Origin of the sequence: Mesorhizobium sp. M0227 (genome assembly GCF_040321855.1) — a bacterium.
Taxonomy (GTDB): domain Bacteria; phylum Pseudomonadota; class Alphaproteobacteria; order Rhizobiales; family Rhizobiaceae; genus Mesorhizobium.
Genome location: NZ_JAMYSJ010000027.1, coordinates 1 through 23,200, shown reverse-complemented (window position 1 = coordinate 23,200; position 23,200 = coordinate 1). Strand labels below are relative to the sequence as shown.

Below are 23,200 nucleotides of genomic sequence, written 5' to 3'. Positions count from 1 at the left end.
GGTTGCGGCAAAAAGCGGGGCCGTGCCGCGACGAATCGTCATCGATTCCATAGGTCATATGGGATGCCAATTCGGCAAAGTCTTGCCAAATGCCGGAAAACGACCAAATGTCGCGCATCGTTTCGAACCGCTTCCCCAAAAGTCGCGCATTCCCTGAAAGCAGGACATGATGAATCAAAGACCGTCGATCGCCTTCGCCAAATTTTCCGGGTCCCAGAGCGCGGTGAACAAGAAGGGCACGGTCTTCGTGCTCGCGGCGGATGAGGGCGGCCTGAGCGACGTCGCCAAGGCCGGTGATCCCGGCAAGACACTGGAGCGGGCCTTTCCCGTGGCTGAGTTCACGGGCAAGTTCGCCAGCACGGTGGAAGTTCTGGCGCCGCAGGGAGCATCGCTCGACAGACTGGTGGCGATAGGCGCCGGCAAGGTATCGGGACTGGACGAATATGCGTGGTTGAAGCTTGGCGGCACCGTTGCCGCGTCGCTGCGCAAGGCGACCGAAGTGGCGGTGGTCCTCGATGTGGCCGGCGCCTCGCCGAGCGCGAAAGACGCGGCAAGCCTTGCCGCGGGCATTCTCCTGCGCAGCTATTCCTTCGACAAGTACAAGACCAGGAAGGACAAGGACGACGGCAAGGCAGAGCCGAAGAAGCCGGTCAAGGTGACCATCCACACCGCCGATCCGGCCGCTGCGAAGAAGGCCTTCGCCGATGCCGAGGCGGTGATAGACGGCGTCCTACTGGCGCGCGACCTCGTCAACGAACCGGCAAACGTGCTTGGGCCGGTCGAGTTCGCTGCCCGCGCCAAGGAACTCGAGGCAGTAGGCGTCAAGGTCGAGTTTTTGGCTTAGAAGTTAATGAAGAAGCTCGGCATGGGCTCGCTGCTGGGTGTCGCGAAAGGATCGCCGCGCGGCGCCCGCATGGCGATCATGCAGTGGAACGGCGGCAAGCCGAAGGACAGCCCGATCGCCTTCGTCGGCAAGGGCGTCACTTTCGACACTGGCGGCAATTCCATAAAGCCGGCCTCGGGCATGGAGGATATGAAGGGCGACATGGGCGGTGCCGCCGCCGTTACCGGCCTGATGCATGCGCTGGCGGCCCGCAAGGCGAAAGCCAATGTCGTCGGTATCATCGGACTGGTCGAAAATGCCGTCGACGGTCATGCCCAGCGCCCCGGTGATATCGTCACTTCGATGTCGGGCCAGACCATCGAGGTGCTCAATACCGACGCCGAGGGCCGCCTCGTGCTGGCCGATGCGTTGTGGTACTGCAACGACCGCTTCCAGCCGAAATTCATGGTCAATCTGGCGACGCTGACCGGCGCCATCATGGTGGCGCTCGGTCAACATTATGCCGGCCTCTTTTCCAACAATGACGAACTGGCCGAAAAGTTGGCGGCGGCGGGGCAGGCGACGCAGGAACGGCTGTGGCGCATGCCGCTGGGGGCCGAATACGACAAGCTGATCGATTCCAAGAACGCCGACATGAAGAACATCGGCGGCCGTTTTGGCGGCGCCACCATCGCGGCGCAGTTTCTGCAGCGCTTCGTCAAGGACACGCCATGGGCCCATCTCGACATTGCCGGCACGGCGATGGGGGCGCCGTCGAACGAGATCAACCAGTCCTGGGGTTCCGGTTTCGGCGTCAGGCTGCTCGACCGGCTGGTGCGCGACAATTATGAGCAGTGAACGGGTTCAATCACTATAGGCTGAAGCGATGGCCGACGTCCTGTTCTACCACCTGACCGAATCGACGCTGGAGGATGCGCTGCCAGGCCTCCTGGAGCGCAGCGTCGACCGTGGCTGGCGCGCCGTGGTGCAGACAGGCACCGAGGAACGCCGCGATGCGCTCGACCAGCATCTTTGGACCTTCCGGGACGATTCGTTCCTGGCGCACGCGACCGATCGTGAGGCTCATCCCGGCGAACAGCCGATTCTGTTGACCACCGGCGACAGCAATCCCAACGACGCAAAGATAAGGTTCCTGGTCGACGGCGCGGTGCCGCCTGACCTTGGCGGCTACGAGCGCGCCGTGTTCCTGTTCGATGGCCACGATGCCGCCCAGCTCGAGGCGGCGCGAGGGCACTGGAAGGTGATGAAGAGCGCTGGCCACGCCGTCACCTATTGGCAACAGACGCCAGATCGCCGCTGGGAGCGCAAGGCTTAAGGCAGGTCGCCTGAACGTGACTGAGGCAGGTCGCTGACCGTTCAGTCGACCCGCTTTTGGACCAGTGACCTGTCGCGGATGAAAGTCTCTACTGCTTTGCCTTGATCCGGCTCTGTTTGCGGCTGACGTAGTCGCCGTGTTTCAATTTCATGAACGCGTCCGCAAGGTTGCGGTGCGAACTCCTGAATACGTACCATTCTCCATCCGGAACCCGGCGCTGGTAGAGAATCCTGCCTGCCTGGCGATGTTCAAAACAGGAAAGAGCGTTGGAGTCGCCTCCGGCTCCGTGCCATTTTGCGCGGAAGCACAGCTTGCCTCCTCCGGGAATGAACCAGATGCCGTCACCGTAGCCCAGCTTGCGCGCCTTGTCCGAGGTCCAGGCACTGAACTGACGGCGCTGGACGGCAAAATATCCAGCACCCTCCCGACCCCAGAGCCACGAGCGGTTCTGGTACATCTGGTAGATGCCTTCGTCCGGCACCACCTCTGCCCGCATGGCCTGTTCGGCGATTTTCGTCGCCGTCTTGGCCGTTGCGGGAAGCTGGAAAGCAAACAGACCGATGGAACAGGCAAGTGCCGTTCCGATACAATTGCCCAGTACTCGTTTCACAACCCCTACCCCTACTGTTACGCCACGCCCGGTTTATTGGAACGCCTGGAACCGGATGATTTCAGGTGGAATCCTGAAATCTGAATCCGCCACTAAATCAAAGAAACGGAGCATGACGCCTGGACAAACGGTGCCCCGTTTGTCCGAAAAGCCGCTTCTCACTTTTTGAGTATCATGCTCTAGGGCAAGACATGCTGGGTCACCCTCCAGTCGGGCAGACCATAGCCACCCAGCCACGGCCACACTTCCTTCTGGTTGAAGTAGACGACCGAAGTCAGCGCCGGAAACTCCGCGTAGGATTTGCGGGAATCTTCCTGCCATTTCGAGACATAGTCCTGCTTTCCGACATAGCCGAGTTCCGCAACGACGATCGGCTTGTTGAACACCGCAACGCGGTCATAGCCGGGCTTCAGCAGTTCAGCGAAGGTGCGGTCACGACCGGTCTCGTCACCGTCTTTTTTCTGCAGACCGAACACCGACAGGCCGATGACGTCGACATAGTCGTCGCCGGGGTAGTATTTTTCCAAACCCTCTTCGCCTTTGGGCGACCACATGTACTTGGCGGCGGGGGCAGCCTTGCGGCAGATGTCGACTTCGCGCTTGTAAGCGGAGATCCAGTCCTTGGGAGCCCAGTTGGCCCAGGTGAAGCGGCCGTTCTTGTCTTCCATTTCCTGAGCCCAGCGAATGGTCACCGGGCTCTTCATCTGTCCCACCAGGCCGCAGATTGCCTGCATGTTGGCATCATATTTGCCGCTCAAAATGCCGTCGCGCAATTCGGGCGGGGTGATGCGCCAGTCCTTGGACCATGTCCACGGCTCAATCGTGATCAGAAGCGAACGGCCGCGCTGCAGCGCATAAGCGTCGGCAAGCGGCAGCGTCGACAGATCGACGTCTTCCCAGGGCAGGAACAGCTCTTCGATGCTGGCGCTCTTGTCGGTGCTGAAGTCCCCGTAGGGATCATAGGAACCGAACGCCGACGCAGCGCTGCTCGTCTGAAGGGGGTCGGTCGCGGTTACGGAGCCGGCCCCTCCTGCAGTAGGGAAGGCGGCGCTTCCGCCCAATACCAGCGCGATTGCAAGTGCCTTTGCCGCGGAGTGTGTCATCATAGATTCTCCCATGGCCTCGACTTCTCGCGGAAGTTAAGGCTTCGCCCGTGCGCATCGATGCCTGATCGATACGGCTACCCAAAAACCTATCGGCTCGATTAGCGGAATCTGCGGGATTTCGGAGCGATCATTGGCGGTTGTGCGAACCTTCGCACGAAGCCCACCCAAAAATACTTCTCAAGGCGCCAACACAGAAGGAGCCGTCGAGAGAGTTTCGCCGCGATACTCACAAATTCGCGTCAATATTCCGATATATCATCCCTGTCTAATTTAAGAGCCGGACGGACCAAAGAGTCAAGCGCAATTAATGGTTGCTTAACCATGATCCTCGCAACATGGTTAACGCTGCCTTGAGCGGATCTTCCTGCGATAGCCTCGGCCCCTTCGACGGATTCTCCGACGCTGAAACTTTTGCCGGCTGTGATTGCTGTGCTGGTCGGGGGAGGCGTCCACGGAATTACCCTCCCGATTCAAGATGTTAAGTTAACCAATTCGCAAGAAGTATAGTTAACCAACACTTAATTTAGTTGACTCTAAGACACCCAAGTGGATTCTAAGGGCGGGTTTTCAAGGCGCGTCTGCCGTCGTTCGGCTGATGCTCGGGTGGCGGCGGTACGTGTATGAGTGTTTCCGCGGACGTGGGGATCATCAGCGGCAAGACCATGCCGAAACGGGGGCGTGGGGCGGCTCCGGGGAAGGCGGCGGAGAAGCCTCCTTTTCTGGTGCCGGTGCTGTCGGCCACCCAGCGGCGGATCTGGAGGCTGGGACTTGCCTGCTGGTCGGTAACGTTCGGATTTTTCTGGTTCTGGTGGCTGCAGCCCGGGCACATCGAACATGTCATTCCATACATGCTGGCGACATTGACGCTCGTATGGCTGACGTTCATGCCGATGTATTTTCTCTTGAACGTGCATGCGATGAAAAAGCCGTCCAGTCTTCACACGATCCCGGAACGTTCGCGGGTCGCGATGGTGGTGACCAAGGCTCCGTCCGAACCGTTTTCGGTGGTTGCGCGAACGCTCGAAGCGATGCTGGCGCAGGACTGTCCGCATGATACCTGGCTGGCCGACGAGGACCCGTCAGAGGAAACGATTGCCTGGTGCGATGCCCATAACGTCATGATTTCGACGCGGCGCGGGCGGGAAGATTATCACCGCAAGGTGTGGCCCCGCCGGACGCGCTGCAAAGAGGGAAACCTGGCGTTCTTCTACGACCACTATGGTTATGAGCGCTACCACTTCGTCGCTCAGATGGATGCGGACCACGTCCCGACACCAACCTATCTCAGGGAAATCCTGGTCGCCTTTGCCGACCCGGCGGTTGGCTATGTATCGGCGCCGAGCATATGCGACAACAATGCCGCTGAAAGCTGGTCGGCACGCGGCCGACTGTTCCCGGAAGGGATGTTCCACGGACCCTTGCAGTCCGGCCATACGGGCGACGGAACGCCGCTCTGCATCGGCTCGCACTATGCCGTGAGAACCGCAGCGCTCAAGCAGGTCGGCGGCCTTGGCCCGGAACTGGCCGAAGATCACTCGACGTCCATGCTGTTCATTGCGGCTGGTTGGCGCGGTGTGCATGCCATAGACGCCATTGCCCATGGCGATGGCCCGCAGACCTTTGCCGATCTTGTCACGCAGGAGTTCCAGTGGTCGCGGAGCCTGATGACGATCATGCTCGAATACTCGCCGATATACCTTTCCAAGCTATCGCCACGGCTGAAATTCCAGTTCCTGTTTCGCCAGCTCTGGTATCCGCTTTTCGCCGTGTTTTCGCTTGTCATGTACGTCATGCCTATGTACGCGCTTCTGACGGGGAAGAGCTTCGCCAATGTGACGTATGTTGATTTCCTTTTATACTATGCTCCGAACTCTATTTCCCTGATTATGCTGGTGATGTTGCTGAAGGCATTCGACCTGTCGCGCCCGCTCACTGCCAGGACGATCAGTTGGGAGGGAATGTTGTTCTCATTCTTCGCGCGTTGGCCGTGGGTGCTGGCGGGCACGCTGTCGTCGATCCGTGATTATGTGACCAAGTCGTTCGTGGATTTTCGTGTTACCCCCAAGGGCAGTGGCCCGAAAAATCTGCTGCCTGCCCGCGTCATCGTTCCGTATGTGGCACTTGCAATCGGAGCTTCGCTGCCGGTCCTTCTAGTGGACCGCGCGTCGGATGCCACCGGCTTCTACTGGTTCGCTGCCTTCAATGCGTTCGTCTACGGGTTGCTTGTGGTCGTAATCATCACCAGGCACCTGGCGGAGAACAGAATTTCGTTGCGGCGCAACGTCGCGAAACTCGCCTTGCAGGCCTCGCTCGCTGGCGTTGCGCTCTTCGTCCCGGGCGCTGCGTTTTATGACCGCGGCCTGGAAGGCATATATGGGCTCCAGCAGGGAGCAGGCAGTGTGCGCATCGTCAGCGTGGCCTACCCGGTTTCCGGAGCCGGGCGTGGCGGGAGCGGAACCCGCACATTCCATCTTGACCCCGCCTGGGATCGGCCAATCGTCAGATAGTCTGGAAGAGCCTGGCGCCCGCCAACTCAGGAATTGCCATGACAAAACACCCAAGGCACGGGGATTTCTCGACCCCAGGGGTGGAAGCGGTGGCTAATTCGAGATCTGTCGGTTCGCCGGGCGAGTGAACCTGGCACTTGGAAAATGGCAGCGGCTTTGAGATTGCAACGTAGCATCAGGCCCTTTGCTCTTTCGGTTGTCATCGCGGTTATGCACGGAACGGTCAGATGGAATTGAAGACACAGCCCGGTTCACAAGGTTCCAAGCGCTTCCTCCGCGCAGGCCTGCTGATCGCTTGCACCGGGTTTTTCTCCTGGGTGCTTCTGGGTGTCTACCGCGGCTTCATCATCGATCCCCAATCGACGCTCCAGGGTCGCTTGGCCTCTATCCCCAGCGGGATAGCGTCAAGCTACCACGATCTGATTTTCATTTCGTCGCTGACGGCAGCAGCCCTGCTCCTGCTTTTCCTGGCAAAGGCCAGCCGCCTCTTCGGCGTCGTCGTGGTCATCACTTTCTATCTCGCCATCCTGATTTCGCTATGTTGGGGGTTTGCCAACATCAATCTCGTCAAAATGCTGAGCGAGCCGTTTACTTTCCAGTGGTTGATCTATGGCGACTTCCTGCAGAATGCCGACGCCAAGAACGCCATAGGTGACGCGCTCAACCCAAGGGATTTCGCATTCTCGTCGTTGTCCATAGTTCTGGCGCTGGTCTTGGGTTATGCGACAGCAGGGCTGTGCGTGCGGCTGGCGGGAACTGCTCGATCGGTATTGCTGGGGACGCTTTTCCTGTGCGTCGGTGCTGGACTGGTCGGCACCGGGTACCATGTTCGGGCGACGGCCTTGCCAGAGGCAAAGGTTGCCAACCCTATCGTGTACTTTGTTGAATCGGCTCTGTTCAGTCCGACCCCCGTCGTTTTCGCCGTGAATACCGGGGTGGACGTTGACGTCGCCAGCGTTGGGGAACGTCCGGCGGAGACGTCCAGCTTCAAGGTGCAATCACCAAATCCGATAAAGAACGTGCTGGTTTTCATGATGGAATCGGTGCCATCCCGATACGTCGAGACGTTTGGTGGAAAGTATCCTGTTACACCAAACATAAAGAGCTACTCAAGTGACTCGATACGCTTCGACAGTATATATGCGCACACTCCCTCTACAAACTATTCGATATTTTCGTTGTTCAGCTCGATGTACAATGACATATCTTACTATGGAATGACCGCGAGCCATCCGGATCTGCCGCTGAGTTCAATATCCAACACTCTGACCGCAAGCGGCTTTCGCACCGGATTTTTCTGGAGTGCGGATTCACGGTTCCAGCGCGTGGATGAGTTTCTGCTCAACAAGGGGCTTGATGTCATTCAGGACTACCGTGGGCAGAAATGCGATATTCCCACATTCAAGCTCAGTTCCAAGGAATGGAAGAATTTCGACTACAACAGCGACCTCTGTACCGCTCAATCCGTCATCAACTGGGTGAATGAGGATGCTGAAAATCCCTTCTTCGCGGTGATGTTTACGGCGATGACCCATTACCCCTATCTCATCGACAGCCCGCTGTTTACGGCGATGAAAGAGATCCCCGACCTCTCTGACGGCTCGAAAGTTCACTATTCCGATGACGAGAAGTTCAACGCCTACCTCAACGCGCTGAAGGTCGGCGACCAGGCGCTGGGACAGATACTCGATTCACTCAAGCAGTCCGGCAAACTCGATTCGACGCTTGTGGTCATACTCGGCGACCACGGTGAAGCGTTTGGAGAGCATGGGAACTACGTTCATGCCAGTGCTCTCTACGAAGAAAATATCCATATCCCGCTTATCATGATCAACAAGCAGCTTTTCCATGATGACGTCGCACATGCTGTCGGTGGGATTATCGACATAGCCCCGACCATCCTCGATATACTCGGCCTTCCGCTTCCAAGATCCTGGCAGGGTCACAGCTTGTTCAGCGAGCAGCGGCCGAACAAGACATTCTTCTTCATTCCCTGGAGCGGTTTCCAATTCGGCTACCGCGAAGATGATCGAAAGGTCACCTTCAACGCGACCACCGGCAGCATCGAGGCGTATGACCTCAAGACGGATCCTACGGAAAAGGTCAACCTCATCAAGGCCGGCACCGGCGATCGCACCGCCATCCTGCAGCCGATCGCGGGATGGGTACAGTCGCAGAAGCGCCGCGTTGCCGATATGATCGCCGATGCGACGAAAGACGCGGCGCGTTGCAGCATTGCCAGCCTCGAGATCGACGCGGCCGGTACCAGCTTCGAAGGTTCCCCTCGGCTCGACGTGCTTGTCGACGGAAAGCCGGTTGGACAGGCGGACGTCCTGGGGACGGAAAGCACGGCGATCACAGCAGAATCGATCGTCGCGGAGTTGAAGGCAGCGTCCGCTCATACCGTACCATTTCGCTTCAATCTAAGCGCCGTGCCCAATCCGCGGAAAATCGAACTCCGCTATGCCAACGACTTGTGGGCGGGGCAGGGCAAGGCTGGCGATCGCAACCTGTTCGTCAAGAATATCAAGATAGACGGCCGAGTGGTGCCGAAGAGCAAGCTGCATGTCGACAACAAGACTGTAGGGTTCATCGATGACAGCGGGACCAGCATGTTCAACAGCGGCTCGCTGTGGGTCAGCGGTCCATTTGTCGAGGGGTGCATATAGCGGCATAGGCACTCTGGAGCGGGCCGCCACATCCAGCCACTTCCGGCGATAAGGATCGCCAGCCCTTTTTGTCGGCTGGAGAGAGCCTGGGGCAGTCGGCCCTGCCGGCGCCGGTTGCGGCGCTGAGCGTTTTATACATCGCAACATCCCTGACAGCCCAAGCGCCGGCTTCTGTTTGCCGCGGGCGCGAGTCCGTCGCGTATGCCGGTGTGCCGTTTGGCAAGGCTCCGTCTGCCAGCCGATCCGACAATCGAATTTCCTTCAAATTCGAGCGAAGAGTGAAAGGCTGCGTTCATTATGACGTTTGCACGAATTTTAATAAGTCTCTTCTAATATGACGGAACGATGTGAGTGGAAACCGACCAATCACGAGCGATTAGAAACGACGGATTCGAAGTATATTCTTCGCTTTCAATCACGTTGCATTACAGGGCAGGGAGCAGATGATGAGACAGTTTATGGAAAATCTGACCGGCAGAAAATATGCCTATGCTGTTGCTGCAATCGCATTGGCCTCGATGTTGTCAGGCTGCCAGACGATGGACACGACCAAGACCAGCTCAATCAACGGACGGATCGTTGATCAAGGTTTTGGCAAGAAGGTCCAGCACGTCAGGAAGCTCGATCGCGTCGGAAAGAAGGTTCTCTACCGCAAGCCGCTCACACAGACGACCATGGTGACGCGTACGAGGCAGGAGGCCTATGCCGCCTTCGTGCGGCCGCAGCGGGTCGGCAGGCCGGCGACGGTGAAGGTCTCCTACAGCCCGGGCAATGGCGGCCCGTTCCTGGGTCATTCGCCCTGGATTTGCGGCCCGAGCGGTTTCGGCCAGCGCGCCAGCTGCCGTTCGCGTTACTAGACTGGAACATCGGACCTGAAGTGGCGGCCGATTTGATCGCCGTCTGGTCTTCGCCGGGGGGCGCCGTCGAGGGCGAGAGGTTTGGCGCGTTGCGCCTTGCCTCTTGCCCTCCGGGCGCCATCGGTCTGTTGGGCGGGAACCTTCAGGAAGTCCCGATCAGCTCATGATGGCCGGCCCGGGCGGAGCCAGCCGTCATTGTCACTGGGCGCCGGCTGTGGCCGCGCGACATAGGCCGATGCTCCATTCGCTTCGTGATAGACCCGTGCCAGCATTTCAGCCAGCACGCCCGACGTCACCATCTGCACCCCGGCGATGAGCAGGAAGAAGCCGGTGAACAGCATCGGGCGTGTTCCGATGTCCTCGGCGAAAAGCAGCTTCAGGCAAAGCAGGTAGGCAAGGATCAGCGAACCCAGCGCGCCAAGCACGATGCCGATGCCGCCGAAGAAGTGCCCGGGCCGTGTGCGATAGCGCATGAAGAAATACATGAACACCAGATCGAGCACGACCCTGAAGGTGCGCGAAATGCCGTATTTGGACTGGCCGTGGATGCGGGCATGGTGCGTCACCACCTCCTGCGCGATGCGTCTGGGTGTCGTCACCGTGGCCAGCCATGCCGGGATGAAGCGGTGCATCTCGCCATAGAGCTTGACGCTGCGGATGACGTTGCCGCGATAGACCTTCAGGCTGCAGCCATAGTCCTTGAGGCGCACCCCGGTGACGCGCGCGATCAGCGCGTTGGCAATGCGCGAGGGCAGCCTGCGCATGAAAAACCCTTCCTGGCGATCCTTGCGCCAGCCGACCACCAGGTCGAGATCCTCGCTCAACAGGCGGTAGACCATACGCGGAATGTCGAAGGGATCATTTTGCAGGTCGCCGTCGATCGTGGCGATGACGTCGCCGCGCGCCGCGTCGATGCCGGCCTGCATCGCGGCGGTCTGCTTGTAGTTGCGCACCAGCTCGACCGCATGCACATGCGGGCCGTAATGCGCCGCCAGGCGCCTGATCTCGCTCACCGTCGCGTCGGTACTGCCGTCATCGACCAGCACGACCTCCCATGGCTGCTCGTAGCGTTCCATAGCCTGGTGAATCCGTGCCAGCAGTGGCTCGACGTTTTCGGCTTCGTTGTACATGGGTACGACGATGGACAGTGTATGGTCCGGCATCACCGTGCCGTCAGGCAGTCCCGAAGCAGGGATGGGCAATACGCTCATAGGGATGGTTTCCTTGCAGGGCCGACGGCCGGGTTCCCCGGCAGCGTCGATTTCGAGGGAAACAGCCAGGCGATCGCACCCGTGGCGATTGCCGAGCAGAAGATGAACAGATGCAGTGCCAGCGCTGCCTGAAGGCCGCTCTTCATGGCAATGCCGGAGGTGAGCAGCGCCGCCGCTGCACCCGCCTCGTAGGTGCCGAAGCCGGCAACGCCTTGCACCGGCAGTATGGCGGCGCCTTCGGCCCCGACGACGCCTGGAAAGGCGGTCGAAAAGGATGTCCCCAGCAGCATTGCCAGCAACCATCCCTGTACGGTGAGCTTCAGCGACCAATTGGCGATCGTCCACCACCAGCCATAGCGCGATCGGCCGGTCGCCTCGGTGAAGACATCGCGCAGCCTGCCGAGTTTCGCCACGATCTTGCCGCGGCCTGCCCAGTCATGCGGCGCCCGCGCCCAGCGCGGCAGATACCAGGCGGCAGCGACCACCGCCGCCACGCCCGCGATCCTTGTCGCCGGATGCAGGCCCGGCCACACCACCAGGGCCAGCACGCCGACGACGAAGGCATCCTGCAGTCTGAACCACAGAAGCGAGGCGCTGGCGCGCATGATCGGTATGCCGAAGACCTGGCGCAGGAGCAGGGGAAAGGCCGTCTCGCCGCCGCGAAAGGGCACGACGTTGATCATTGCATTGTGGATCAGGATGATCCGCAGGCAGGCACCGAAACGGCCATGCACCTCGTCGCGGAACTCGTCGCAGACGCGCAGCGCGCGCAGCACGTAGGTGACGAACAGCGCAAGCGCCACCGCCGCGAAAGCGCCGGGCGTAATGCTCGCGAAAGCATCGCCCACCATCTTCCAGCGCGAGTCGCTGACGACCCACGCCAGCAGGGCCAGGCTCACGATTATTGAGGCAGCTCGTTTCAACAATTCAACAATTCCTGCGCAGGCTTGCGCTATCGGATTCCGTCGGCCGCGGCGTGCTGTATCTCAAAATCCACAGCATTGGTAGCGGCCCAAGCCTTTCCGATCGATCGCATTGCCTGGCTTGCGAGCGCGCATCCGCGCAACTTCAGGCGGCCGCGGAACCTCCGGCATTGGCCTGCTTTCCAACCCGACTATGGCCTCGGTTTCATCGATGGCTGCTGATTTAGGTCGGCCGGCTGTCCGGATCCATAAGCCCGATGCGCAATCGCGATGTTGCCGTCTTGATGGACAATGCGCGTGTCGCGAATAGTTGTTGCCCGCATGCTTTGCGGCGGTTGACACCGCCTTTCTCACGACTGTTAAATGGTTCGCGTGGCCGTCAAAGTGCTGACGCAGCCGCCTTGGACCGAATAGACATGCGAGTGCCAACTATGCCGACAGCTTTGATCAGATCGCTGCCGCTTGATGTCGGCCGTCGGCATCGCAAGGGGCCTCGGCGGTGTGCAAGTCTCAAGCAACTTGTGCTGCTCCTAGCTCTTTGCGGTCAGGTGGCTGTTTCGGGAGCGGCGCACGCGGCCGCCGCCAACGACAAAAGCACGGCGGAAGCCGGTACCGCCGCTGTTCCGACTGCTTACGAACTACAGCTTCTGTATGCCGGCCGCACATGGATATGGAAGGACGGAGCAGCTTATTTCGCGCGGGACAATCGACACCTCAGGGCCTGGACGTCCGGGCAGCGCACGGCAACCGTCGCGGAGGGCAGATGGCTGGTGACCAAGGACGGCAAGATGTGCATGGAGCTCGCCTGGCGATCGAAGAGCTACACCGGCGAGCCGCACCGCACCTGCTACAGCCATCGCATTCAGGGCCGGAACATCGAGCAACGCAAGGATCCGGACGGGGAATGGTACGGTTTCAAGCGATCTCCCGAGGATCCTTCCGACGAATACAAGAAATTCGAAGCAGGAGACACCAAGGGCGCGCAGTTCGAAGAGACCCGCAAGCTGGTCGATGCCAAGAAGTAGGCCATGCTTCCAGCCACGCTGAGCCAGTGGCCTGGCTGTTCTTGCCGTGCGCCTGTCGCGGAACCCGCGAATCGCTTATGGTGAAGCCTTAAGCGGCTCGGCAGGCGCGGTCGGCGCGCCGATCGCATCTAGTCGCATTCAATTGCATCAGCCAGACGACGAGACGATGGCCCCTGCCATACGGTTTTGATGAAATTTAATAATTAGTGATATCTAATATAATGTGTGATGTGCGAGTGGTCACTCGTGCGGCGTGAAAGCGGCCCAAGTATAGTATGTCGCAACGCGCCCTTGGCTTATACTTGATAGCAAGGGACAGAGGATGAGAAATTCCGCGAGCGTATTTTGCTCAAGCAAAAATGTCGTATCTATTGCCGCGGCCGTAGCGTTGAGCTCTATGGTTGCAGGTTGTCAAGGTATGGACGCAACTGAAACCGGTTCGGTCCTTATCAGGCCCATAGTCCACCCGGTCCGCAGTCAGCCCGCGGTCCAGCCCGTGCAGGCCACATTTCTCGTGCGCTCGCTCCGTGCCGACCATCCGATCCAGATGACAAGCACAATAGCAACTGAAAATGCCTACGCCTTTGCACCACCGCAACGGATCAAAGCCAGCACGCCGGCGCCGGTGAAAATCTCGTTCAATCCGGGCGATGGCAGCACGTTCTCGGGCGGCTCGCCTTATATCTGCAGCCCTAGCGGATTCGGCCAGCGCGCGAGCTGTCACCCCCGCTATCTCTGACTCGTCGAGCGACGACCGACGCTGCCACCCTGGCTGGCGGCAGTTTCATTGGCTTGGTCTTCAGTCCGAAAAAGGGAGCGGCCGTCCTGACAATGGTGTCGATGTCTGAAAGCTCCGGCACAAAGCCAAGATGTTCGCGTGCGCTTCCCGGATCGGCGTAGAGCTCCGCCGGATCCCCAGGGCGTCGGCTCCTGAGCACTGCCGGAACCGGCCTCGACGTCATTCGGCCGACCGCCTTGACGATCTCCTTGATGGAGACGCCCCGCCCGGTGCCGAGATTGACTGCAAGGCTCCGTCCGCCACCCTCGAGATGCGTGAGCGCTTTCACGTGCGCGCGGGCCAGATCGGTGACGTGGATATAATCCCTTACACAGGTGCCGTCCGACGTGTCGTAGTCGGTGCCGAAAACCTCGATCGCGTCGATGATGCCCGCTGCGGCCATGAGCACTCTGGGAACCAGATGGGTTTCCGGCGAATGCCACTCGCCAAGCTCGCCGTCGGGATCGGCGCCACAAGCGTTGAAATAGCGCAGGATCGCAAATTTCATTCCATACGCGGATGCATAGTCGCCGATGATCTGTTCACCCATCAGCTTGGAGCGCCCGTAGGGGCTGATCGGATTTTGCGAGGAGGTCTCGCGAACGGGCAACGCTTCCGGCACGCCGTAGGTCGCACAACTGCTGGAGAAGATGATGTTTTCGATCGAACTCGCGCGTGCGGCATCGAGCACCGCGATGGTGCCTGTCACATTGGTCGAATAATATTCGGCCGGCTCGCGAACGGACTCTCCGACATAGGCCAGCGCCGCAAAATGGATCACGGCCGTCGGCCGGTACGTTTCCATAGCCCGCCGCAGTGCATCCTGAACCCGGATATCGCCGACGACAAGCGGACCCCAGCCGACGGATCTCTCATTGCCGCGGCTCAGATTGTCGAAAACCACCGGCATGTAGCCGGCGGCGGCCAGCTGCTTGCAGGTGTGACTGCCGATGAAACCGGCTCCACCCGTCACCAGGACTGCCGGCCGGCTCATGAAGCGGCAGCTCCTCTGGCGATGTGGCTTCCGTAAAGCAGGGCATCAAAATACTCGACGGTACGCGCGAGCCCCTGGCTCAAGCTGATTTTCGGCTCCCAGCCGAGATTGGCCTTGGCAAAGGAGATGTCCGGCTTGCGCTGCCTGGGATCGTCGACGGGCAGCGGCCGATGCACGATCTTCGATCGGGCGTTGGTGTAATCGACGACCAGCGTCGCCAGTTCCATGATGGTGAATTCGGCAGGGTTGCCGAGATTGACCGGGTGGGCGGGCGCGCTCGGCGCGTTCATCAGTCGGATAAAGCCCTCGATCAGATCGTCGGCATAGCAGAAAGAGCGCGTCTGTTGGCCGCTGCCATAGACGGTCAGGTCCTCGCCGCGCAGCGCCTGGACGATGAAGTTCGAAACCACACGCCCATCGTCGGGCTGCATGCGGCGACCATAGGTGTTGAAAATGCGGGCGACACGGATATCGAGGCCATAGGTCCTCGAATAATCGAAGAACAGGGTTTCGGCCGAGCGCTTGCCTTCATCGTAGCAGGAACGCGGTCCGTGCGTGTTGACGTTGCCGAAGTAGCTCTCGGGCTGTGGGTGCACGAAGGGATCGCCATAGACTTCGGATGTAGAGGCCTGGAATATCTTGGCCTTGTTCTGTCGCGCGAGTTCCAGAAGGTTCAGCGATCCAAGCACGCTTGTCTTGAAGGTGTGGATCGGGTCTGCCTGGTAGTGCGGCGGAGAGGCGGGGCAGGCGAGATTGTAGATCTCGTCGCATTGAAGATCCGAAGGCAATGCATCGACGATGTCGTGCTCGATGCAGCTGAAGCGCGGATTATGCAGGAGGGTATTGAGATTGTATCTTTTGCCGGTGTGGAAATTGTCCAGCGCGACAACGTCGTATCCGTCCCGCAAAAGACGTTCGCACAGATGCGATCCTAAAAATCCCGCTCCTCCGGCGACAAGGGCGCGTGGTCGGCTTTGGTTGGCGCCCCTTTGGCTGCCGGATTCCAGTTTCAGAACCTTGACAAGCTTACTCATGCTTTCCTCATACGCACCGCACACGCTACCGCCGGGCCGGGACAAAGCATCGCCCGGCCACGTTACTCAGAACGTGGCAAACCTCCGCATCTGCGGAAGCGCCATCACTGATGTGCGTCAATTGTTCTTTGGCTTTCGCGAAGCTGGTGCGACTACACAACCTCCGTGCTGCCACTCAGCATTCTCTGCGCCCCGAAATCGCGATTACACGCTCGGTGTCACCATCGTCGATTGCTCGCCCAAATTGCACATCCCAACGCATCGAAAATATACCTGTGGAAATCATAGTCAACTAAATTAGATATTTCTTAACCATATCTGTTTGCGAATGGTTAATCACGGGCCGGCATCGGCCTCGAAGCTGAACCGGGAGATGTCCAGAGCAGTTCCTCATTTCGAATCAGCGTATTGGGTCGGTCGCTGGCCGTCGGCGCCACACGCTGTTCGTTATGTCGAATCAGCGCTTGGCAGCCAAGATCGCCATGGAGGAGGGGTTGCGCAATTCAGGGCGAGGTCGGGATGGATCCAGCCGAAAGTGGATTTAACGACCCAAGCGACGGGAAAATTTCAGATAGCAACGAGATTGCTGCCCGAAACCGCTCGGAGTGAAAATATAAATTCCAGGGCGCGAATATTCATACCATAGGGCTTGACCTATCGTAGGCACGCCGCAGCTGGCTATAGTTGGAAGAAGGGCAAGGGCTAAAGCTTTGTAAGCAAATTCATTCACAGGGACGAATTTTGACTTTATCCTCTTTTGGTGCCGCTGTTCATGATCTTTGCCCATCAAGGCCTCTGGTTCGCAAGGCGCACCGATGGCCCATTTCGCCGAAAAGCGCATGCGCGTGTTCATTTCATAGTGGAGGAGCGGTCATTTCGGCAACGAATTTTAAGCGCATAGGTAGAACTCCGCATTGGCGCCCGGCCACGCCGCCACAGGGTTGTTGCTTGCGCACGTCTAGCTCGATCGCCTGGGGTGGCGACTCGGCTGGCCATCGCCTTTTGATCGTTGGGGCGCTATTGGCAAGGTCACGATGGAATGTGGTGATGTGAATGCGCTTTCTGTTTGTCCTGATCCTGCTCGTCGGCGCCGGCATTGGTGTCGTCTATCCCTGGGCGATGAGCAATTTCTCCGGCCATCAGATCGGCACCTGGCGGGTCTATGAGCAGGGCCGCTTCAAGCCGCTGACGGTGCCGCTCTCCGGCCGCGACGCGCCGGTGCGGGTGCTGGTCGACCTGACCGCAAGAGCAGAGCGCATCGTCTCGCAGCAGCGCACCGTGCTGACGCTGACCGCTGCAAGCAATGGCCGCACGGTGCTCGCCTCGACGCTGCAGTTCAACCATTCCGACAATCCTCGCCAGGCCAGCCCGCAACTGCCCGACAAGATCTTTCGCGACGAGGCCGGCGTGATCGCGACCGTCAGCCCGGGTCCCTACATCTTCACCGTCGGACCGGGTGATGCCGACGACATACCGATGCGGGCGGTCGATCTCATCCTGCGCTCCGGCGCCGGCGAGATCGACAGCCGTGCACGGCCGGTCGGCTTCGCGCTGATGGCGATCGGCCTGATCGGGTTCTTGCTGACTTTGCGCACTCGTGGCGGCCGGCCGGAAAATCCCAACTCGCAGCCGCCACCGCCGCGCTGGGGCAGGGGCTGATGCATGTCGCCCAAAAGTGTGCAGCGGTTTGGGACAACGACGTGCATAACGGTACAAAACCATGAACTACCGCCACGCCTATCATGCCGGGAATTTCGCTGACGTCGTCAAGCATGTCGTGCTGACACGCTTGCTCGAGTATCTGAAGCAGAAGGACAAGGCGTTTCGGGTCGTCGACACCCATGCCGGTATTGGCCGCTACGACCTGTCGTCGCTCGAGGCGCAGAAGACGGGTGAATGGCAAGGCGGCATCGGCAGGCTGATCGATGCTTCGTTTGCCGCGCCGGTGGCGGTGCTGCTCGCGCCTTATCTGGAGACAATACGGTCGCTCAACCCCGAGGGTGGCATCCAGAAGTACCCGGGCTCGCCGTTGATTGCGCGCCATCTCATGCGCAAGCAGGATCGGCTGACGGCGATCGAGCTGCACCCCAAGGATGCCGCGAGGCTGAGGACGTTCTTTGCCGGCGATTTCCAGGCCCGGATCATCGAGCTCGATGGCTGGCTGGCGCTCGGCGCCCATCTGCCGCCGAAGGAAAAGCGCGGCCTTGTCCTCATCGATCCGCCATTCGAGGAAGCGGGTGAGTTCGAACGCCTTGTCGACGGGCTTATAAGGGCGCACAAGCGGTGGCCCGGCGGCATCTACGCGCTCTGGTATCCGATCAAGGACCGCAAGGCGATCATCGCCTTCCGCAAGGCGCTGAAGCAATCCGGCATTCCGAAGCTGCTCGACATCGAATTCGAGATCAGGCCGGCCTCTTCGGAACCCAGCCTCGACGGCAGCGGTCTGCTGGTGGTCAACCCGCCGTTCACGCTGGAGGGCGAGCTGCGGACGCTGCTGCCGGCCCTGCACAGGCTGCTTGCGGTGGGGCGGCCGGCGCACTGGTCGTTGGAATGGCTGGCCGGCGAGCAGGCTTGAGGCGGGCTCATCGATGACCCAGGGACCGTGCTCTCTTGGGTCTGGATATGAACGTGCCAGAGCCATTCCGGTGCGTGCAAACTCGGCTTTGGTCAAAAAGCGGTTTCAAACTGGGAAACCATTGTCAACGCAACCGCTTGACCGCCGCCGAGCGAATCCGCACAGTGCGCGCAATCGACCTTGAGAGGCTGCCATGACTCGCTTCGCCAAATCCGCCCTTGCCGCCCTGATTTCGCTCTGCACCCCGCTTGCCGCGCCTCTCGGTATCACCCAGACCGTGCAGGCCGCCGATCTTACGGTCTATTCCGATGAAGACAGCGGGGTCTGCGGTCAGCCCTGGGTACTGAACAAGATCACCAGCCGCTTTTCCTATCAGGTGCATCACGTGCCGCATCTGCCTGACGTGCAGATCACCGATTTCCGGCGCATCCACCAGCATCGCTATCTGGCGGCCAACGATACCTGGCCGATCGGTCGCCGTTATTGCGGCGCCACCGTCAGTCTGTCCGACGGCCGCGATCGCACCATCTGGTACCTGATCGAGGAAGGCCAGGGCTTTGCCTCGATCGGCGACAATGTCGAATTTTGCGTCTCGGGCTTCGACCGCTGGATGGTCTACAACGGCCGCTGCCGCATTCTGCGCTAAACCCGGTCTCCCCTTCCAATCTCTTCCGCGCCTGTGGCTTGATCGGCTGCAGGCGTTTTTTGTGCCGCGTTGACAGCAGACGCGATCCGTCGCATAGCTATGAGACAGACCTGTCTCACCACTCGGTAAACGCATGACACCATCGCCCGTTTCCGATAAGCGCCAGCACGTCGTTGAAACGGCCTACGTGCTGTTCAAGCGCGCCGGCTTCCATGCGACCGGTATCGACCGGATCATCGCCGAAGCCGATGTGGCCAAGATGACGATGTATCGCCACTTTCCCAGCAAGGACGAACTGATCGTCGAGGTGCTTGGCTATCGCGCTATGCGTTTCGACCGCCAGCTCGACCGGCTCGCCCAAGAGGGCATTCCGCCGGAACAGAAAATCGGAAGAATCTTCGACTGGCATGCACGCTGGTTCCGCAGCCCGGATTTCCATGGCTGTCTGTTCGCACATGCGCTGGCCGAGTTCGGCGATCCCAGGCATCCGGTTTTCAAGGCCGTTGTCAGGCAAAAGAACGGCCTCAAGCGGCGCATGCGGTCTATCCTCGAAGAGGTGATGCCGCGCGGCCGCGCCGAGAGCGTGGCGGCGACGCTGCTTATGCTGATCGAAGGTGCGACCTTGCTGGCGCAGATGGGGCAGGCCGACGCCGCCATTCGCGACGCCCGCAAGGCGGCCATGGGCATCGTCGCTGCTTCGCGCAGGCCGCAATGAGCCCGCTGGTCATCGGGCTCGCATTGTTTGCGGCGATCCTGCACGCAAGCTGGAACGCGTTCCTGCGCACGGGGGCCGACAGGCTGTGGACCGTCACCGTCATGAGCTTTTCAAGCACGGCGCTCGCCATCCCCTTCGCCTTCTTCCACGCCCTTCCGGCCGCGCCGGCCTGGTCCTACATCGTGCTCTCGGCCTGCCTGCAGGTTGGCTACAGTTTGTTTCTGGTGGCCGCCTACAGATATGGCGAACTGGGACAGGTCTATCCGATCGTTCGCGGCAGCGTGCCGCTGCTTGTCACGCTCGGCGGGTTCTTCCTGGCCAACCAGCAGCTCACTCTGCCGCAGACCATTGGTGTCGCGCTGGTCGCGGGCGGCATCATGGGCCTTTCACTCGGACGGGGCAGGGCCGCCACGACATCGATATTCTATGCATTGGCAACGGGAGCTATCATCGCCGCCTATGCGACGGTCGATGCGCTCGGCGTTCGGGCGGCGGGAAACGCCGGCGCCTACACCGCATGGGTCCTGCTGATCTACGGCCCGTTGCTGCCGGCGGCCTTCGTCGCCTGCCGTGGCCGGCTCATTGTCGACCTGCGCGCGTCTGAAACCTGGAAGGCGCTGGGCGGGGGCCTGTTTGCACTTCTGGCCTACGGTGTCGTGGTCGCGGCCTTCGCGCTCGGGCCGGCCGGGCCGATTACCGCGATCCGCGAAACCAGCGTCGTCTTCGCGGCCTTCATCGGACGCCTGTTCCTCGGCGAGGTGCTGACGCCGCGGCGGGTCGGCGCCTGCGCCATCGTCGCGCTCGGCGCCATCTGCCTCGGTTATCAGCCGTGACGGAACTGCGGATCGCGCAGGATTGCCCGGTCACCATGCTATTTCCTGCGCGGCGCCGCCTCGGCCTGATCGAGGATTTTGCGCAGGAATGCGGCGTGGCCGCGGAACGCGCGCCGTCCACTCGTCGTCGCCTTGACGCGCGTCTGCGGCCGGCGGCCGACGAACAGCTTTTCGATGTCGACATAACCCGCCCTGGCCAGCGTATCGAGGTGCGCGCCGAGATTGCCGTCGGTGACGTCCACGATGGCCTTCAGCCCGGTGAAGTCCAGTGTTTGACGCCTTTCCAGCATGCTCAGCGCGGCCATGATCCTGAGCCGAGTGCTCTGGTGGATGATTTCGTCGGCACTCATCGATTGGCTCCGGCGCAGCCAAGCCGGAGGCCACGGACAACCATGCTGCCGCCGTGGCGGACCGTCTTGGCAATCTGGAACGGCGGCAGCGCCGCTTGCTCCTGTGCGATCGACATTGAAGTGCTCCCGCATGCTGTACAGAATACTCTGTCATGTAGAGTTATCTGTCAATTCACGAGCAAGCCGATCTGCGATCGTGCTTGACAAGACGATGCATCGACCGGCTGTCGCATTGCAGTATAGATCGTGCGCCTGCACGAGATGATCGCACCGATGAGGCGGCGGTCATGATATCGGCGACCGACGATCGACATGCAAAGCTGTTCACTGATCTTGGGAGCTTCACGAGAGGAGCGGTCCCGCGGAGTGTGGAGAATGTCGGCGACACATTCTAGCCATTGGTCGAAGATCAGCAGTGAATTTCTGCGACGGTCAGCACGACCATGTGCCGATCGTAACCGAAATTTAAGCTGCGAAAATCGGTCTATTGCTTCGCTGGCTAGCAAGCCGCGAGTCAGATATGCATGAGCGTGCCGGGTCATTACGGCCGTCGGCACAAAGGAAGGGGCATCGCATGGCTAAGCAGTCATCCAAAGCGCCGGCGTCCAAGGCACCGGCAAAGAAAGCACCCGCAAAAGCAGCGACGGCAAAGGTCGCAGCTGCAGTGAAGAAAGCAGCACCCGCTGCCAAGCCGAAGGCCGCGGCGGCCAAGGCAAAAGCAGCACCGGCCAAGAAGCCGGCAGCGAAAGCTGCTGCGAAACCGGCAGTGAAGAAGGCGGCACCCGCGAAGGCAGCGGCAAAGCCGGCTGCGAAGGCGGCACCGGCCAAGAAGCCTGCAGCGAAAGCCGCGGCGAAACCCGCAGCGAAGAAGGCAGCGCCCGCCAAGAAACCGGCTGCCAAGGCTGCACCTGCCAAGAAGCCGGCTGCGAAGGCTGCTCCGGCAAAGAAGGCTGCGGCAGCGAAATCTTCAGCACCGGTGAAGAAAGCGGCACCTGCGGCCAAGCCGAAGGCAGCGCCCGCGAAGGCCGGCAAGAAGTAGTCGCGTCTTCCCTCGCCGGGGCGGTGCCGAAACAGTCAAGGGCGGGTGCCTGACAGGCGCCCCGCTCGCTGTTTAGGCAGTCGGAAGGCGAGAACAGAGGCGGACGGAGGATATCTTTTCGCAGCTCCCAGGACTTCGCCATAGGGCGAAGTCCGGTGGGGCTTTTTTTGTGTCATTCATGCGGGTGATGAAATATCGGCGCGAGGCTCTTCGGTCTTGCCTGCCGGCTGAGCGATCCCTGCGATTCCGGCAACTCGGCGACCATGGTGATGAAGCGCCGTCTTCACGGAGCGCTCGCTAAACGGCCCTGGCCGATGCGCCGCTCGCTGGCGGCTGGGTTTTCCGCTTCTGGCCATTGCTCGATCGCGCCTGATCGGTCAACACTGCCGGCCTGCAAAACAGGAAACCGATCATGCCCAGACTGCTCTATGCGTCCACCTCTCCCTACAGTTCCAAAGTGCGCATGGCCGCAGCCTATGCCGGCATCGACATCGAAACGGTGGCGGTCAAAACCGAGGACAAACCGGCCGAACTGGTCGACGCCAACCCGCTCGGCAAGATCCCGGTTCTGGTGCTCGACGACGGTCGCTCCATCCATGACAGTCGCGCCATCACCCAGCATCTCAACCGTTTGTCGAAGAACGCGCTTTTTCCACGCAATCCCGACAAGCGGCTCGAGGCGGAAGTGCTGGAGGCATTGGCCGACGGCATTTGCGACTGCGCGCTGTCGATGGTCTATGAACGGCGCACGCGGCCCGAGGAGATGGTCTATCAGCCTTGGCTCGATCGCCAGTGGGCGAAGATCACGGCGGCACTCGACCTGCTCAACGCCAACCCGCCGAAGCTGCCGAAGAAGATCACCGCCGGCCAGATGGCGCTGCGCGCCTGCCTTGGCTATCTCTCGCTGCGCTTTGCCGGAAAATGGGAAAAGGGCCGCGCCCGGCTGACACGGTGGGCTGCGCGCTTCGACGAGAAGTTTCCAGAGCTGAAGCCCTGCATTCCCGGTTGATAGCCGATTACCCCGGAATTGATTTCCCGATCACCCGGGAAAATCACTCAGACACAAAAAAAGCCGGGCGCGAGGCCTAATGCAGTTCACTTAGGCACCTTCAGTGTTCTGACAGGATATTTGGCTGGTAGCTTTTTGACGACACGGGGGCATGATCGCC

19 protein-coding genes and 1 pseudogene are annotated in these 23,200 nt (G+C 60.3%); 13 read left to right on the top strand and 7 right to left on the bottom strand.

Annotated elements, in window-relative coordinates; genetic code table 11:
* Positions 1-169 precede the first annotated feature (169 nt).
* Together NKJ00_RS26320 and NKJ00_RS26315 are read left to right on the top strand one after the other, a co-directional pair.
* Positions 170-1,681, top strand: a pseudogene (locus NKJ00_RS26320) (leucyl aminopeptidase).
* Positions 1,682-1,709: 28 nt separating this feature from the next.
* Entirely contained in the window at positions 1,710-2,159 is a 450-nt protein-coding gene (locus tag NKJ00_RS26315; protein WP_352631889.1) for a DNA polymerase III subunit chi, read from the top strand.
* A gap of 88 nt (positions 2,160-2,247) precedes the next feature.
* Here NKJ00_RS26315 and NKJ00_RS26310 read toward each other — a convergent pair whose 3' ends face one another.
* Both NKJ00_RS26310 and NKJ00_RS26305 read right to left on the bottom strand, forming a co-directional pair.
* Positions 2,248-2,769: a DUF995 domain-containing protein gene (locus NKJ00_RS26310; protein WP_128305682.1), complete on the bottom strand. Its 522-nt coding sequence runs from the start codon at positions 2,767-2,769 to the stop codon at positions 2,248-2,250.
* Between the two features lie 179 nt (positions 2,770-2,948).
* Positions 2,949-3,872 carry a glycoside hydrolase family 26 protein gene (locus NKJ00_RS26305; RefSeq protein ID WP_031213745.1) on the bottom strand — a complete coding sequence of 308 codons (924 nt, stop codon included), beginning with the start codon at positions 3,870-3,872 and terminating at the stop codon, positions 2,949-2,951.
* Positions 3,873-4,495: 623 nt separating this feature from the next.
* Between NKJ00_RS26305 and NKJ00_RS26300 the strand changes: the two genes are divergently transcribed.
* The 3 genes from NKJ00_RS26300 (at position 4,496) to NKJ00_RS26290 (ending at position 9,908) form a co-directional block, all read left to right on the top strand.
* The gene (locus tag NKJ00_RS26300) at positions 4,496-6,382 is read left to right on the top strand and encodes a glycosyltransferase family 2 protein (protein WP_023813776.1); all 1,887 of its coding nucleotides are present in this window, start codon (positions 4,496-4,498) and stop codon (positions 6,380-6,382) included.
* Between the two features lie 227 nt (positions 6,383-6,609).
* Positions 6,610-9,051 carry a sulfatase-like hydrolase/transferase gene (locus NKJ00_RS26295; RefSeq protein ID WP_352631887.1) on the top strand — a complete coding sequence of 814 codons (2,442 nt, stop codon included), beginning with the start codon at positions 6,610-6,612 and terminating at the stop codon, positions 9,049-9,051.
* A gap of 446 nt (positions 9,052-9,497) precedes the next feature.
* A complete protein-coding gene (locus NKJ00_RS26290) occupies positions 9,498-9,908 on the top strand; it encodes a hypothetical protein (RefSeq protein ID WP_352631885.1) in 411 nt (136 codons plus the stop codon).
* Between the two features lie 161 nt (positions 9,909-10,069).
* Here the strand turns inward: NKJ00_RS26290 and NKJ00_RS26285 are convergent, their stop codons facing one another.
* Both NKJ00_RS26285 and NKJ00_RS26280 read right to left on the bottom strand, forming a co-directional pair.
* Positions 10,070-11,071: a glycosyltransferase family 2 protein gene (locus NKJ00_RS26285; RefSeq protein WP_352631921.1), complete on the bottom strand. Its 1,002-nt coding sequence runs from the start codon at positions 11,069-11,071 to the stop codon at positions 10,070-10,072.
* A gap of 44 nt (positions 11,072-11,115) precedes the next feature.
* Positions 11,116-12,042 (bottom strand): lysylphosphatidylglycerol synthase domain-containing protein, encoded by a 927-nt coding sequence (locus NKJ00_RS26280; RefSeq protein ID WP_031213747.1) that lies wholly within the window; start codon positions 12,040-12,042, stop codon positions 11,116-11,118.
* Between the two features lie 548 nt (positions 12,043-12,590).
* On the opposite strand from NKJ00_RS26280, the gene NKJ00_RS26275 reads away from it, so the two are divergent.
* On the top strand, positions 12,591-13,067 hold the full coding sequence (locus NKJ00_RS26275) for a DUF995 domain-containing protein (RefSeq protein ID WP_352631883.1): 477 nt from the start codon (positions 12,591-12,593) through the stop codon (positions 13,065-13,067).
* Positions 13,068-13,759: 692 nt separating this feature from the next.
* Here NKJ00_RS26275 and galE read toward each other — a convergent pair.
* Complete coding sequence (gene galE, locus NKJ00_RS26270; RefSeq protein WP_352631881.1) at positions 13,760-14,839, bottom strand: UDP-glucose 4-epimerase GalE; 1,080 nt, start codon at positions 14,837-14,839, stop codon at positions 13,760-13,762.
* The gene (locus NKJ00_RS26265; RefSeq protein ID WP_352442188.1) at positions 14,836-15,873 is read right to left on the bottom strand and encodes a UDP-glucuronic acid decarboxylase family protein; all 1,038 of its coding nucleotides are present in this window, start codon (positions 15,871-15,873) and stop codon (positions 14,836-14,838) included. The genes galE and NKJ00_RS26265 overlap by 4 nt, the downstream gene beginning before the upstream one ends.
* Before the next feature lie 1,053 nt (positions 15,874-16,926).
* Between NKJ00_RS26265 and NKJ00_RS26260 the strand changes: the two genes are divergently transcribed.
* The 5 genes from NKJ00_RS26260 (at position 16,927) to NKJ00_RS26240 (ending at position 20,642) form a co-directional block, all read left to right on the top strand.
* A complete protein-coding gene (locus NKJ00_RS26260) occupies positions 16,927-17,532 on the top strand; it encodes a hypothetical protein (protein WP_352442189.1) in 606 nt (201 codons plus the stop codon).
* Positions 17,533-17,593: 61 nt separating this feature from the next.
* The gene (locus NKJ00_RS26255; protein WP_352631878.1) at positions 17,594-18,448 is read left to right on the top strand and encodes a 23S rRNA (adenine(2030)-N(6))-methyltransferase RlmJ; all 855 of its coding nucleotides are present in this window, start codon (positions 17,594-17,596) and stop codon (positions 18,446-18,448) included.
* Between the two features lie 193 nt (positions 18,449-18,641).
* A complete protein-coding gene (locus tag NKJ00_RS26250; protein ID WP_023813788.1) occupies positions 18,642-19,094 on the top strand; it encodes a hypothetical protein in 453 nt (150 codons plus the stop codon).
* A gap of 133 nt (positions 19,095-19,227) precedes the next feature.
* Positions 19,228-19,809: a TetR/AcrR family transcriptional regulator gene (locus NKJ00_RS26245; protein ID WP_352550511.1), complete on the top strand. Its 582-nt coding sequence runs from the start codon at positions 19,228-19,230 to the stop codon at positions 19,807-19,809.
* Complete coding sequence (locus tag NKJ00_RS26240; protein ID WP_352631876.1) at positions 19,806-20,642, top strand: EamA family transporter; 837 nt, start codon at positions 19,806-19,808, stop codon at positions 20,640-20,642. Before NKJ00_RS26245 ends, NKJ00_RS26240 begins: the two co-directional genes overlap by 4 nt.
* Positions 20,643-20,680: 38 nt before the next feature.
* Here the strand turns inward: NKJ00_RS26240 and NKJ00_RS26235 are convergent, their stop codons facing one another.
* Positions 20,681-20,992 (bottom strand): transcriptional regulator, encoded by a 312-nt coding sequence (locus tag NKJ00_RS26235; protein WP_352550507.1) that lies wholly within the window; start codon positions 20,990-20,992, stop codon positions 20,681-20,683.
* 574 nt (positions 20,993-21,566) lie between these two features.
* Between NKJ00_RS26235 and NKJ00_RS26230 the strand changes: the two genes are divergently transcribed.
* Complete coding sequence (locus NKJ00_RS26230; RefSeq protein ID WP_024504297.1) at positions 21,567-22,031, top strand: hypothetical protein; 465 nt, start codon at positions 21,567-21,569, stop codon at positions 22,029-22,031.
* A 412-nt stretch (positions 22,032-22,443) separates the two neighbouring features.
* The gene (locus NKJ00_RS26225) at positions 22,444-23,040 is read left to right on the top strand and encodes a glutathione S-transferase family protein (RefSeq protein WP_031213750.1); all 597 of its coding nucleotides are present in this window, start codon (positions 22,444-22,446) and stop codon (positions 23,038-23,040) included.
* Positions 23,041-23,200 lie beyond the last annotated feature (160 nt).

Excerpts from the sequence above, each read along its gene's own strand:
- NKJ00_RS26315 (WP_352631889.1), top strand. The coding sequence starts at position 1,710 with ATGGCCGACGTCCTGTTCTACCACCTGACCGAATCGACGCTGGAGGAT.
- NKJ00_RS26305 (WP_031213745.1), bottom strand. The coding sequence starts at position 3,872 with ATGACACACTCCGCGGCAAAGGCACTTGCAATCGCGCTGGTATTGGGC.
- NKJ00_RS26300 (WP_023813776.1), top strand. The coding sequence starts at position 4,496 with ATGAGTGTTTCCGCGGACGTGGGGATCATCAGCGGCAAGACCATGCCG.
- NKJ00_RS26295 (WP_352631887.1), top strand. The coding sequence starts at position 6,610 with ATGGAATTGAAGACACAGCCCGGTTCACAAGGTTCCAAGCGCTTCCTC.
- NKJ00_RS26290 (WP_352631885.1), top strand. The coding sequence starts at position 9,498 with ATGAGACAGTTTATGGAAAATCTGACCGGCAGAAAATATGCCTATGCT.
- NKJ00_RS26285 (WP_352631921.1), bottom strand. The coding sequence starts at position 11,071 with ATGCCGGACCATACACTGTCCATCGTCGTACCCATGTACAACGAAGCC.
- galE (WP_352631881.1), bottom strand. The coding sequence starts at position 14,839 with ATGAGCCGGCCGGCAGTCCTGGTGACGGGTGGAGCCGGTTTCATCGGC.
- NKJ00_RS26265 (WP_352442188.1), bottom strand. The coding sequence starts at position 15,873 with ATGAGTAAGCTTGTCAAGGTTCTGAAACTGGAATCCGGCAGCCAAAGG.
- NKJ00_RS26260 (WP_352442189.1), top strand. The coding sequence starts at position 16,927 with ATGCGCTTTCTGTTTGTCCTGATCCTGCTCGTCGGCGCCGGCATTGGT.
- NKJ00_RS26255 (WP_352631878.1), top strand. The coding sequence starts at position 17,594 with ATGAACTACCGCCACGCCTATCATGCCGGGAATTTCGCTGACGTCGTC.
- NKJ00_RS26250 (WP_023813788.1), top strand. The coding sequence starts at position 18,642 with ATGACTCGCTTCGCCAAATCCGCCCTTGCCGCCCTGATTTCGCTCTGC.
- NKJ00_RS26245 (WP_352550511.1), top strand. The coding sequence starts at position 19,228 with ATGACACCATCGCCCGTTTCCGATAAGCGCCAGCACGTCGTTGAAACG.
- NKJ00_RS26240 (WP_352631876.1), top strand. The coding sequence starts at position 19,806 with ATGAGCCCGCTGGTCATCGGGCTCGCATTGTTTGCGGCGATCCTGCAC.
- NKJ00_RS26235 (WP_352550507.1), bottom strand. The coding sequence starts at position 20,992 with ATGAGTGCCGACGAAATCATCCACCAGAGCACTCGGCTCAGGATCATG.
- NKJ00_RS26230 (WP_024504297.1), top strand. The coding sequence starts at position 21,567 with ATGGCTAAGCAGTCATCCAAAGCGCCGGCGTCCAAGGCACCGGCAAAG.
- NKJ00_RS26225 (WP_031213750.1), top strand. The coding sequence starts at position 22,444 with ATGCCCAGACTGCTCTATGCGTCCACCTCTCCCTACAGTTCCAAAGTG.